The sequence below is a fragment of the Silvibacterium sp. genome (genome assembly GCF_047605705.1).
Lineage (GTDB): Bacteria > Acidobacteriota > Terriglobia > Terriglobales > Acidobacteriaceae > Silvibacterium.
The window spans coordinates 1-14,112 of the sequence record NZ_JASGFD010000051.1 but is presented as its reverse complement, the minus strand read 5'-3'; the positions used below and the strand labels follow the sequence as shown (position 1 = coordinate 14,112).

General features: G+C 63.0%; 4 protein-coding genes. All 4 read left to right on the top strand.

Annotation, left to right across the window (positions count from 1 at the left end; translation table 11 throughout):
* Positions 1-24: 24 nt before the first annotated feature.
* Positions 25-1,080, top strand: coding sequence for a polysaccharide biosynthesis/export family protein (locus tag QM649_RS16175; RefSeq protein ID WP_415200098.1), 1,056 nt, complete (start codon positions 25-27; stop codon positions 1,078-1,080).
* Positions 1,081-1,254: 174 nt separating this feature from the next.
* A complete protein-coding gene (locus QM649_RS16170) occupies positions 1,255-3,435 on the top strand; it encodes a GumC family protein (RefSeq protein WP_415200097.1) in 2,181 nt (726 codons plus the stop codon).
* A 160-nt stretch (positions 3,436-3,595) separates the two neighbouring features.
* Positions 3,596-12,118: an amino acid adenylation domain-containing protein gene (locus QM649_RS16165; protein ID WP_415200096.1), complete on the top strand. Its 8,523-nt coding sequence runs from the start codon at positions 3,596-3,598 to the stop codon at positions 12,116-12,118.
* Positions 12,119-12,171: 53 nt separating this feature from the next.
* Positions 12,172-14,112, top strand: a 1,941-nt coding sequence (locus QM649_RS16160; protein WP_415200095.1) for a condensation domain-containing protein, incomplete at its 3' end; no start/stop codon positions are given.

Here is a 14,112-nt window from a genome sequence, read left to right as displayed (position 1 = left end):
GGAAAATACCGGAGCTTTGTTCCCGTGAGTACACTCTCCCATCTTCCTCAATCCATCCGGCAAACGGCGCTGCTGCTTGTCCTCCCGGCGGCCCTGCTGAGCGGGGCGTATGCGCAGCAGTCCGCGGGCACCGCTCCGGCGACGGCAAACAGTGCCGCGAGCGCCGGACCAAATGCCGGCGAGCCAGCCGATCCGCAGTTGAAGTTAAGCCCGGAGAAGCTGCTCAAGGACTTTGAACCTGCGGCGAATGCCGAGTATGAACTTGGCCCCGGCGACGATATCACGATCACGATTCCCGGCCATCCCGAGCTGAACGGCAAGCAGACCGTCGGTCCGGACGGCCGGATCACCCTGCAGAGCGTTGGCGCCATTGACGTCAACAACAAGACGCGGCTGGGCGCAGGCGAAGCCATCCGCACGGCTCTCACCCCGTACTACACGGATGTTCTGCAGGTGACGGTCGCCATCGACAAATATGGCTCGAACCACGTGACGGTTCTCGGCAACGTGAAGAACCCCGGCCAGATCAGCTTCGACGACACGCCGACCCTCATGGGCGCTATCTCAAAAGCCGGACTTTCGGCCAGCGCGACGAGCAAGGACGGCATTCCGGACAACTGCACCGTTTATTACCATGCTCCCAGCGGGGAAGATGTGAAAGTGGACGTAGATCTCCGCCAGCTGATCGAAACCGGCAGCCCGCTAATCAACATGCGCCTTCACCGCAACGACATTGTTTTTGTGCCGGTACAGAAGCAGCGGGTGATCTCCGTACTGGGCTCAGTGAGAAATCCGGGACCGGTCCAGCTCACCCCGGATCTGAGCCTGCACCTGGCTTTGTCTGAGGCAGGCGGCCTGACCGAGGACGCCGGAAAGAACATCTACATCATTTCGGGGATGACGGGGAAGAAGACCCTCATCAGCTTCAAAGATATGATGAAGCCAAACGGGGACAAGGAGATCGCCCTGCACGAAGGGGACACCATTTACATTCCACGCAGTGGTTTCTCGAAAGTCGGTTCCGTCATGCAGAAACTCGGTCCGGCCGCAACCATTGTTGAAATCGGCGCTCTTCTTTAAGGCCGATGCACCAGACACCTGACTGAAGACCCATCCCGGGCGCCCCGTCCTTCGCCCGGGAACCAAAAACAAGGGACCTACTCATCCATGTACATCTCGCCGGTCAATCCCGCAGACCCACGAAGCACGCCGGTTGCTCCGCAGCAGCCGCTTCGCCCCTCCTCCAAAGGGCCTATGATCCGGATTAACGTCCTGCGCAGCCTGCGCCTGCACCCCGTCACGGCCTCAGTCGTGGCGCTGGTCACCCTTGGTCTGGGGCTGGCCTTTCTGCTGCGCGGCAAGCCGATGTACGAGGTCTCGAGTTCGATCTACGTGGCACCCAGCACGCCGGTCACCCTGCATCTCGATCCGGGCCAACAATACGCGGCCTATGACTCGTACATGCAGGAAAAGACCCAGGCCATTCTGAATTACAGCGTCATCTCCAAGGCCATCGACAGCCTGCCGGCGGGAGCCTGGAAGTTTCCAGGCGAGTCGGAACAGTCGGCCGTAGACCGCCTGCAGCGCTCACTCGAAGTGAAGCGCATCGGTGAGACCTACGAAATGGGTATCACCCTCGCCGGCTATGACCCGAAGCATCTGGCCGACGTAGTGAACGCGGTGGCAAATACCTTCACCGACGACACCAAGAAGGAACAGTTCTACGGCCGCGATGAGAGCCTGGAGACCTTGCGCCAGAATCGCGCCGAGCTTCAAAAGGAACTCGACGCGAAACTCCAGGAACAGGCCTCGATCACCAGCAGCCTGGGGATGGCCAGCGTTTCCGGCGGTGTGAACCCGTATGACAGCCAGATCGGCGCCATGCGGGGCGAGCTCGTCACTGCGCGCGACAATCGCATCGCGGCCGAGGCGCAGCTTTCGGCTCTTGAAAGCGGCAGCGGATCGACGCCAAACGCCTCGCTGGATGCGGCGGCCGACGAAATCATCCAGAGCGATCCGCAGCTGGTCGCACAGAAAACAAACCTGGCGCAGAAGCGCGTGACCCTGGTCGACCAGCTCTCGAAAGAGACTGCGATCAACCCCGAGCGTAAGACCACCGAAGCGCAGCTGGCTCAGATCGACCAGTCGCTGCAGACTCTGCAGAACGATCTCCGCTCGCAGGCTGCCGCGCGGCTGCGGCAAAAGGCCGCGGCTGAGGTCAGCCGCACGACGCAGATCGAAAACAAGCTGATGAGCGACATGCAGAGCGCGACCGGGGCGGCCAGCTCGGCAGCTCCGAAGTTTCAGCGTGCGCAAGAGCTGACGACGCAGATCACCAGCCTGGAAGCCCGCTTTAGCGAGGTAGACAATCGCATCGGAGACCTTGAACTCGAAGAGAGCTCGGCGGGACCGATTCATGTTTCATCGCCTGCATTGCCGCCGCTCGGGCCCCAGCCGAACAAGAAAAGAAAGATGCTGCCGGCGCTCTTTCCGGCGGCGATCCTACTTGGCGTCCTGGCCGCGGTCCTTTGCGACCTGTTCGATCCCCACCTTTACAACGGCGGTGACCTTGAGGGCGCACTCGGCTTCGCGCCGATCGGCATGCTACTGAATGACAGCGACGTGACCCAGCGGGTCTATGACGAATGCGTCTTGAGGCTTGCAGCGGGCATCGACCACTCGATTCGTGTCGCCGGGGCGCGCACCTTTGTCTTCACCGGGGTCAATTCGGGCGTCGGAACGACATCCATTGTCGAAAACCTGGGCAGCGCGCTGGCGCGGTTAGGCCGGAAGACGATCTCGATCGACGCCTCGGGACACACCGCGCCGGTAGCTTATGTGACCATCGGTCCCGATGCAGGCAACGTATCCGGAAACGGAGTCGCGGGGAACGGAACATCTGGAGACGGCGCAGCATCCGCGAAGCCGGGTGAAGATGGACCGACCAGTGAAGAGGCAAAGCTGCAGCGCTCGCGGCTGATGGCGGAGCTGATGCCCAATCCGTCGGCACCGCTCTCCGGTTATGTTGTCCGGGCGTTCCAGGAGCTTTCGAAAGACTACGAGATCATCCTGATCGATGCGGCTCCGATCCTCATCTCCGCAGAGAGCGAGTACCTGGCCCGCTGCGCCGATGTCACGATCCTGGTCGCCGAGGCGGGACGCACGACCAAGCGCAGGGTCACGCGCGCGGCGCGGCTGATGGAGCGGCTGGATGTGGGCGGTGCGGCTGCCATCATCAACAAGGTGCGCCTGTTGCGTGTGGAAGACAATGTCCGCGACGATCTGAAGGAATTCGAGGCGCGCATGGGTGGCGCCAATATGCGCTGGCGTCCGCAGCGCCCGGCGCAGAACAGGCCGGTAGGTGCGCCCGGAAATTTCAACGGCACGGCTCCAAACCAGGCAGAGACCGTGAGCTTCCACAGCAAGGGTAACTAACGACTGAGTAACTATTCGGCGGACGCTCTACCCCGTTCGGGGGAAGTCACAGCCGGGATTACCGCTTAAGCTTGGTTATCACATGAAGCAATAAAAGCCGGGCTATGAACCGGCTCAATCTCCCGTTTTACCGCAAACAATGGCGATTGGATTCGACGATATGGGAAGTCCCCGCTTCACTGCCGTTCGGCCGCGCGATGCACGCGCCATGGAAGATGCAGTGGCCAACCTCTGGCAGCAAATGCTGGGGCTGCCGGAGGTTGGACGCGAGGATAACTTCTTCGACCTCGGCGGCACATCCCTTCTCGCCACGCGCCTTCTTTCGAAACTGAATCAGACATTTGCCGTGAAGCTCCCGGCCTCCGCCGTCTTCGAGCACACGACCGTGCGCGCCATGGCGTCGAGGCTGATGGAAACCCTGGCCGAAGGCGAGACGCCGCGCGAAGAGGCTCCGCAGGCGGAAGAAGCGAAGGCGACTCCGCAATCCCCTGTTCAAGACAACGCCATTGCCATCATCGGCATGACCGGGCGTTTCCCTGGTGCCGATTCTGTCGAGGAATTCTGGCAGAACCTGTGCGATGGGGTTGAGTCGATCACGTTCTTCGACCAGAACGAAGTCGAAAGCCCGATTCCGCAAGGTGAATCGCTTGCGCCCTATGTGGCGGCCAAGCCGTTGCTGCGCGATGTCAAGGGCTTCGACGCGGGCTTCTTCGGCATCTATCCGAAGGAAGCCGAGTTGATGGACCCGCAGCACCGCATCTTCCTCGAATGCGCCTGGGAGGTGCTCGAGCGCGCGGGGTACGATCCAGTCGCAACACCGGGCGCAGTCGGCGTCTTTGCCGGATGCAGCATGAACACCTACTTCATGCAGAATCTGGCGACGGGGCGCGAATACCTCGAGAGCTTTACCGGCGGATACCAGACCGGCGGCTATACGACGATGCTGGGCAACGACAAGGATTTCCTGCCCACACGCATCAGCTACAAGCTCAATCTCAAGGGACCGAGCATCGCGGTGCAGACTGCCTGCTCGACCTCGCTCGTTGCGGTGAGCCAGGCCTGCCAGAGTCTGATGACCGGCGGCTGCGACATGGCGCTGGCGGGCGCGGTCTCGGTCACCTTCCCGCTGCATCGCGGCTATCTGCCGCAGGAAGGCGGACTGGCTTCGCTCGATGGGCACTGCCGCCCCTTTGATGCGAAGGCCAGCGGAACGATCTTTGGGCATGGCGCCGGTGTGGTTCTGCTCAAACGCCTCAGCGATGCAGTAGCCGACGGTGATCAGGTGCTCGCGGTGATTCGCGGCTTCGCCATCAACAACGACGGCGCGGCCAAAGTGGGCTACACCGCTCCCGGCATTGAAGGCCAGAGCGAGGTGATTGCCCGCGCGCAGCAAATGGCCGGCGTCGATCCCGAGACGATTACGTACATCGAGGCGCATGGCACGGCGACGCCGCTCGGCGATCCCATCGAGGTCGCAGCACTCACCAAGGCATTCCGCAGGAAGACCGATGCGCGGGCCTTCTGCTCGATCGGCACGGCGAAGTCGAATGTCGGCCATCTCGATGTGGCGGCAGGCGCGACCGGACTGATCAAGACAGTGCTGCAGATCGAAAACCGGCGCATCCCGAAGCTTCTGCATTATGAAGCGCCGAATCCGAATCTCGAACTTGAGGATTCGCCCTTCACCATCGCAAAAGAAGACAGACCCTGGGCCCCTCAGGGCATTCCTCTACGCGCCGGTGTGAGCGCTTTCGGCATCGGCGGCACCAACGCGCATGTGATCGTCGAAGAGCCTCCTGTTCTTCCGGCAACGAGCGAAGGCCGGCGCGACCAGCTGCTGGTGTGGTCGGCAAAGACGCCGACTGCGCTCGAGACGATGCGATCCGGACTGGCGGAGTTCTTTGCGAAGCATCCGGAAATCAACCTGGCCGACGCGGCATGGACGCTGCAGGCCGGACGCAGCCGCTTTGCTCATCGCGCCGCGCTGGTTGTTTCGTCCATTGAAGATGCGATTGCGACGCTGAACGACACGTCGAGCAAGCGCGTTCTGCGCGAAGAGCGCAAGCTCGGTCGCCCTGACGTGGTCTTCTGCTTCCCCGGTCAGGGGGTGCAGACGTTGAATATGGCTCGCGGCCTCTATGAGACCGAGCCTGTCTTCCGCGCTGCTCTCGAAACGTGCAGCAGCAAGCTCGAACCACTGCTTGGCGAGCGGCTGATCGATGTGATCTATCCGGCAGTAGAAACGCCGGAGGCAGCGGCGCGGCTGAACCAGACCGAGCGCGCGCAGCCGGCGATCTTTGCCGTGGAGTATGCACTGGCGCAGCTGTGGCTCTCGTGGGGTATCGAACCTGCAGCCATGGTCGGCCATAGCGTCGGCGAATATGTCGCGCTCTGCCTTGCAGGATCCGTTTCACTCGACGATGCGCTGAAGATGATCGCCACGCGCAGCCGCCTGATGCAGCAGATGCCACACGGCAGCATGCTCACGGTGCGCGCGCCTGAAGATCGCGTGCGTACGCTGATGACCGAGGCTCTGGAGCTGGCGCTCGATATGGCCGCAGTCAATGGGCCGCAGCTGTGCGTGGTCTCGGGCACGGATGAGGCGATTGTCGCCTTCATCGCGAAGCTCGACGCGGCGCAGATCGTGCATCGGCGCCTGATCACCTCGCATGCATTCCACAGCCGCATGGTCGATGCGGCGCTCGCGCCCTTCGCCGCATTCCTGACCGGGATCAAGTTCTCGGCTCCGCAAATTCCCGTAATCTCGACTGTGCACGGCAACCTGCTCACCGAAGCCGATGTCGCCGATCCCGCTTACTGGACGCGCCAGCTGCGGGGCACCGTGCGCTTCGCCGATGCGATTGCCGAAGCGGCGAAGACTCCGGAACGTGTCTTCCTCGAAGTCGGCCCTGCGGAGACGCTGGTGCAACTCGCGCGGCAGATCGTCGGAAGTAGCAGCGGGAATAGCGGTGGGCATGCAGTGATTGCCTCGCAGGCCGGTCTCAAGGACGGCGTTCGCGGTGAAGCAGCCATGCAGTCGGCAGTCGGTCGCCTCTGGCTCGCCGGCGTCGTACCCAGCTGGAACAAATTTCACGAAAGCGAGCGGCGGCATCGCACGCTCCTCCCCACCTATCCTTTTGAGCGCAAGCCGTACTGGGTCGCTCCCATACGCAGTCAGTCCCCGCAGCCGCAGGCACAAGGTCCACAGAGACCGGCCTCGTACGAAGTCGGCAGCGCAATTTCGGCTGTACCCCCTGAGGTTTCTCCTATGCACGCTTCGTCTGCCTCCGCCAGCCCCATGCTCGATGCGCTGATCGCGCTGATCTCCGATCTCTCAGGCGTGGAACTCGCCGGCGCCGATACCAGCGCCTCCTTCTTCGAACTCGGCTTCGACTCGCTCTTCCTCACGCAGCTGACGCAATCCATCCAGCAGAAGTACAAAGTAAAACTGACCTTCCGCCAGATCATGGAGGACTACTCGACGATCGACGCGCTGGTGGCGCATCTCGACGAGAAGACTCCGGCTGAGCTCAAGCCGCAAGCAGCCGCAGCGCCCGTCGCTCCGGTTGTAGCAGCAGCCCCGGCCCCGATTGCCGCAGCTGCTGCGCCGGTGTTTGCTCCTGTCGCGGCCCCAGTGACGAGCTTTGCCGCGCCCATCGCCGATGGCTCTGGCTTGCAGGCGCTCTTTGCCGCGCAGACACAGGCGCTCTCGCATCTTTTCCAGCAGCAGATCGCCGCGCTGGCCGGCGCAGCACCGGTCGCTAGTGCAGCTCCGGCTGTGATTCCTGCACCTGTGCTCCCTGCGCCGGTAGCAGCTCCCGCTCCTCAGCCTGTTGCCGCAGCGCCTGCAGCTTCTGCTTCGCACGCCACGCCCGCGCCGGTCGCGGCCAAGGTGGTAGAAGCCGAAGCCGCGCCGCAGAAGCCGGTCTTCGTGCCCTTCAAGCCGATTCAGCGCGGCACCGATCAGGGCTTCAATCCAACGCAGCGCGCTTATCTCGACAAGCTGATTGCCCGCTATAACCAGCGCACGGCGGCATCGAAGGAGTTCACGCAGGCACATCGCACGTCCTTTGCCGACGGCCGCGTGGTCTCTGGCTTCCATCAGCAGATCAAGGAATTGATCTACCCGCTGGTGGTCGATCGCGCCAAGGGCGCCTATCTGTGGGACAAGAACGGCAACCGCTACGTCGACATCCTGAATGGCTACGGCGCCATCCTTTACGGCCACTCGCCGGACTGGCTGCTCGAGGCGGTCCGCAACCAGATGGAGCTGGGCTTTCCTATCGGCCCTCAGACCGAGCTGGCGGGCATCTGCTCGGAGCTGGTCCGTGAGCTGACCGGCATGGAGCGCGTGACCTTCTGCAACACCGGCTCTGAGGCGGTAATGGGCGCGATGCGCCTGGCCCGCACGGTGACCGGCCGCAACCTGGTCGTCGTCTTCGGCGGCGACTATCACGGCAGCTTCGACGAAGTGCTCGTAAAGGCTGCGGGCAAGCGTACGGTGCCGATCGCCCCTGGCATTCCGCGCGAGAGTGTCGCGAACATGCTGGTTCTCGATTACGGTTCGGACGAGGCCCTCGAGATCATCCGCCAGCGTGCCGATGAGATTGCCGCGGTGCTGGTCGAGCCGATCCAGAGCCGCCATCCCGAGCTGCGCCCGGTCGAGTTCCTGCGCGAGGTTCGCCGCATTACTGCGCAGAGCGGCTCGGCGCTGATCTTTGACGAGGTCGTGACCGGCTTCCGTACCCATCCGGGCGGCCTGCAGGCGGTGTTCGGCATCAAGGCCGATATGGCTACTTACGGCAAGGTCGTCGCCGGCGGTCTGCCGGTGGGCGTACTCGCCGGACGCGCCGAGTTTATGAACGCCCTGGACGGTGGCCCTTGGCAGTATGGCGACGCGTCGTTCCCGGAGACTGGAGTGACCTTCTACGCCGGCACTTTCATGCGCCATCCGATGGCGATGGCCGCGGTACGTGCCAGCCTCGAGCATCTGAAGGCTGCCGGTCCGTCGCTGCAGGAGTCGGTCGCGAAGAAGACCTCGGCGCTGGTCGGCGACCTGCGGGCGATGTTCACCGAGTTCTCGCTGCCTTCCGCAATCGAGACCTATTCGTCATGGTTCTATCTGCCGGTTTCGACTGAGCCGTTCCTCAGCCGCATGCTGCACTTCCATCTGCGCGAAAAGGGTTTGCACATCCAGGAAGGTTTCCCGTGCTTCCTGACCACGGCGCATAGCGAAGAAGATTTCGACTTCGTGCGCCAGGCGTTTCGCGCCAGCCTCGAAGAAATGCGCGAAGGACAGGCACTGCCGAACTCCGCGCCCACTTCCTCCCCTGCGGCCGTTGCTGACGGTTCGTCTTCCACCACGCACGCTGTTGCGGCACATGCTGTTCTCTCGCCCTCGTCTCCGCTCTCGAGTGCTGAGCCTGCGACCGATATCCAGATTGTTCCCATCACCGAGGAACAACGGGAGATCCTATTGGGCACTCAACTCGGTAACGAGGCCAACTGCGCCTTTAACGAATCCACATCCCTGGTGCTGAAGGGAGGGCTGAACGTCGATGCCTTCGCCGCAGCGCTCGGTGACCTGGTCCAGCGGCATGAGTCGCTGCGGCTGCACATCGACATGGCCACGGAAAAAGCGGTCATCGAACCTAATGTCGAGCTGCCACTGCTCGAAGAGGACCTGAGCTCGCAGGCGGCGGCAGAACAGGCCCGCACGCTGGCCGAGCTGATCCGCCAGGAAGCCTCGACGCCATTCGATCTGAGCGAGGGACCGCTCTTCCGCGCGCGTCTCGTCAAGCTCCATGACAGTGAATACCGCTTCGTGCTGACGGCGCACCACATCGTCTTCGACGGCTGGTCCACGAACGTCTTCTACAACGAGTTGAGCGAGCTCTATAACGCGCGCCTCACCGGCCGCGCGCATACGCTCGCGCCCGCGCTTCGCTTCACAGAGTATGCCCGCCGCAACGCGGCGCAGAACACCGCCGAGGCCTTCTGGCTCAGCCAGTTCGAGACGGTGCCCTCGGCGCTGCAGCTGCCCACGGATCGTCCGCGCTCGGCGCTGCGTACCAATCGCGGAGCAAGCAAGCGCTTTGTGATTCCCACGGAGTTGGCAGCCGGCGTTCGCAAGGCCGGCGCGAAGCAGGGCAGCACGCTCTTTGCCACGCTACTCGCCTCGACCGCGCTGCTGGTGCATCGCCTGACGGAGCAGGACGATATCGTTCTCGGCATCCCGATGGCAGGCCAGTCCAAGGCCGAGAACGGCGGCACGCTGATCGCGCATGGGGTGAACTTCCTGCCCATCCGCAGCCGCTTCACCGCCGACCAGCCCTTTGCGCAGTTCGTCAAGAAGACGCGCTCGACACTGCTCGACGCCTACGATCACCAGGACTATACCTACGGCACGCTGCTGCGCCGCCTGAAGATTCCCTCCGACCCCTCGCGGCTGCCGCTGATCGAGTTCCAGGTGAACGTGGAGCAGGTGGGCGCGCAGCTCGCCTTCGACGGCCTGCATGTGGATGTCTTCGGCAATCCGAAGGCATTCGTGAACATGGATGTTTTCTTCAACTTCGTCGATCGCGGCGGCGAGATCTGGCTGGAGTGCGATTACAACACCGATCTCTTCGACGAAACGACGATTGCCCGCTGGTTCGGCCATCTTGAAGCAATCCTCGGAGCATTCATCGCGGACCCGGCGAAGCCGTCGACCGAGATTCCCCTGCTGACCGCCGAGCAGAGCCATCAGATTCTTGTCGAATGGAACCGCACGGCCACGGAATATCCGCGTCACGCCTCGATCCATCGCCTTTTCGAACTACAGGCGGAGAAGACTCCGAACGCAACAGCTGTGGTAAGCGACCAGCACAGCTTTACGTATGCGGAGCTGAATGAGAAGGCCAACCAGGTTGCGAACTTCCTTCGCCGGTCCGGGGTGAAGCCGGGAACGCGCGTGGCGATGAGCCTGCCGCGCTCGCCGGAGGTGATTGTAAGCCTGCTGGCGGTGCTCAAGACCGGCGCGGCCTTTGTGCCTGTCGATCCGAGCCACCCGGCGGCGCGCCTCAAGTTCCTCATCGAGGATTCTTCGGCTCCGGTGCTGCTGACGAACCGCGCCACCGCCGCCAAGCTGCCGGAACTGGGTGTAAACCTCATCCAGCTCGACGCCGACTGGGCAGCCATTGCGCTGGAAGAGACCAGCAACCTTGCGTATGAGGGCTCGGCCGACGACCTGGCGTATGTGATGTACACCTCGGGCTCGACCGGCAATCCCAAGGGAGTGCTGGTGCCGCAGCGCGCGGTAACGCGCCTGGTGCTGAACAACCACTTCGCGAGCTTCGGCGCCGATGAAGTCTTTCTGCAGCTCGCGCCGCTCTCCTTCGATGCCTCGACCTTCGAAATCTGGGGTGCGCTGCTCAACGGTGCGAAGCTGGTGATCGCTATCGGCGAGCGCGTTACGCCGGAAGACATCGGCCGCCTGATCGCCGCCAACGGCGTGACCACGCTGTGGCTCACCGCCGCGCTCTTCCATCTGGTCGCGACCGAGTATCTCGAGATCCTGCGCCCGCTGCGCCAGCTGCTGGCCGGCGGCGACTCGCTCTCGCTGACGCATGTACGCCGTGTGCTCACTGAGCTGCCGCACCTGAAGCTCATCAACGGCTATGGCCCCACCGAGAACACCACCTTCACGTGCTGCCATCCGATTTCTCTCGAGAGCACGGCGCAGGGGAATGTGCCGATCGGGCGCCCGATCAACAACACCCGCGTTTACATCGTCGACAGCCGCCTCAATCCGGTGCCCGTCGGCGTTGTCGGCGAGCTTTATGCTGCAGGTGACGGACTGGCGCAGGGTTATCTCAACGCGCCGGAGCAGACGGCGGCAAAGTTTGTCGAACACACCTTCGCGGGCGGCGTGACGGAAAGGCTCTATCGCACCGGTGATCTCGCCCGCTACCGCCCTGACGGCACGATCGAATTCTTTGGCCGCGCCGATACGCAGGTAAAGATTCGCGGCTATCGCATCGAGCTTGGCGAAATCGAATATGCGCTCGAACAGTCGCCCTCGGTCCGCTCCGCGGTCGTGGCTGTCCGCACCGACTGGGTCTCTCCGCACGATCTGCCGGGTGACAAGCGGCTGGTCGCCTATGTGATTCCGACCGAGAGCATTCCGGCCGGCTCGAGCGAGGCGGCAGAACTCACGCAGCAGCTTCGCCTGCGGCTTGAGGAACAGCTGCCCGACTACATGCGGCCGGCAGCGATCATGCTCCTCGAAAGCTTCCCGCGCACGCTGAACGGCAAGGTCGATCGCCGCGCGCTGCCCGCGCCGGTGGCCGAGCAGATGCTGCGCCGCAAGGCGATCGTCGCTCCGCGCAATGCGCAGGAGGAGACGCTCGCCGGCATCTGGCAGAAGGCTCTTGGCCTCGACCAGGTGAGTGTGGAGGACAGTGTCTTCGAGGTCGGCGGCGATTCCCTGTTGATCTTCCGCATGACAACCATGGCAAATCAGAGCGGATTGGCCGTGACAGCGCGCGACTTCTTCCAGTACAAGACGATCGCGGCCATCTGCGAGCATCTACCCACCTCTGAACTTCAGGAGACGGGTGCAGAGGCTGGCGCGAAGAAAGCCGGTGGTATCCAGGCTATTCCCCGCGCCCAGCGCCGTCAGAAGCTCACCTCACTGCAGTAGGGGATATGGGTGCGCACATGGGAGAGATCGTTTCGACAGAAAAGGAATTGAGTTTGCAGCAGGCCGAAAGCAGCATGGAACAACCAGGGGGAGAGCCGTTCGAGGCCGGTGAAGACGTCTATGTCTTCCCGGCCAGCCTCGAACAGCATCGGTACTGGATCCTCGACCAGGTGGACCCTGAATCCACCGCCTCGAACATGGCCATCGCCTTCCGGCTCGAAGGCCGGGTGGAAGACGCGTTCGCGGAGCAGGCGATCTATGAACTGACCGCTCGCCATGAGGCGCTGCGCACCACCTTCCGCATGGTCAACGGCAACCTGCTGCAGGTGATCGCAGAGGAACCGAGCTTCGGCTTCGCCGTCACCGACGTCCGTGCGCTGCCTGAGAGCGAGCGCGTTGCGGCTGCCGAGAAGGCGATCCTCGAGCACAGCCACGTGCGTATCGACCTGGCTACAGGGCCCGTCTTTCTGACACGCCTCGTACATGTCAGCGACACGCAGCACTTCCTGGCCTTCACCATTCATCACAGCGTTTGCGATGGATGGTCGAATGGTGTGCTGGTGCGCGATTTCGCTGAGTTCTATGCGGCGCTCAGCAGCGGCCATACTCCTCATCTCAACGACCTGCCCTTCCAGTTCGCCGACTTCACCGAGTGGCAAAAGAGCTGGCTCGAGACCGAAGACGCCGAAAAGGCGCTGGCCTTCTGGAAGGAACAGATCCGCCGCAACGTTCCGGCGCTTGACCTGCCGACGGACTATCCGCGCTCCGCACGCAAGGACGGCCCGGGACACATTGAGTCCGAGCTGATCTCGCCGGAGCTCAATGCGCGCATCAAGGCATTCTGCCGCAGCCATGACGCCACCATGCACCAGGTGCTGCTGGCGGTATTCGAAGGCGTGCTCGCACGCTACACGGGGCAGGATGCATTCCTGCTTGGTTCGAGCATTGCGAACCGCACACAACCGGGGATGGAAGATGTCGTCGGCCGTTTTGCCAACCCGCAGGTGATCCTTGCAGGGGTGGAGCAGGATCCGACCTTCAAGGAGCTGCTCGAGCGGGTGATCGTGTGGAGCGGCGAAGCCTACGCCCACCAGGATCTGCCCTTCTCCCGGCTGATGGAAGAGTTCCAGCTGGAGCTTACCGGCGCGACTTCGCAGTTTCTGCAGGTGTACTTCGTCTACCAGCGGGCCTTCATGCAGCCGCAGCAGGCTGGCGACGGGTTGAAGATTGTTCCCCGCCCCTCGGTGAGCGGCGGCGTGAACTTCGACATGCTGGTGAGCGTGGTCGAGCGCGCCGAAGGGCCGCGCGTGCAGATCGAGTACAACACCGATCTCTTCACCCCGGAGCGCATCCGCACGTTCATCGCGGCGTTTATCCGCTGTGTGGATGCGGTGTGCACAGACAGCCGCCTGCGCATTTCGGCTCTGCCGCTGATTTCTCCCGCCGAGGAGAGTGTACTGATCGAGGCCGGACGCGGCGAAGTTTTCCCTGCGCCTGCCGTGAGTTCGCTGATCGAGCAGTTCGACCGCGTGGCGGAGCAGCTTCGTGATGCAACTGCCTTCACCAGCGGAGCGCAAACCACCTCCTGGAAGAGCCTGCAAGGCGAAAGTGTGCGGATCGCCTCTGCGCTTGCCACACGAGGCGTTTCCCGTGGAAAGACCGTCGCCCTTCGCGTAGAACCTACGGCGGAAGCTGCTGCTACCGCTCTGGCTATCCTGCGCGCAGGCGCGAACGTGCTGCCCGTGCCTGCTTCCGCCACCTCGGACGAGTGGGATCGCATCCTGGCCGAGCTCGCGCCGGCGCTGGCGCTGGCTTCCTCCGGATTTACCCGCTCGGTAAGCCACACGGTCAGCTTCGATCAGCTGCGCAAGACCAATGCCGTAGCGACTACGCTGCCCACACCCGAGCCGGGCGATACGGCGGTACGCATCCTCGGTATTGGAGCCGACGAGCACTACCAGCTCACCTCCGCGACCCCGGCCCAGGCGGTCAAG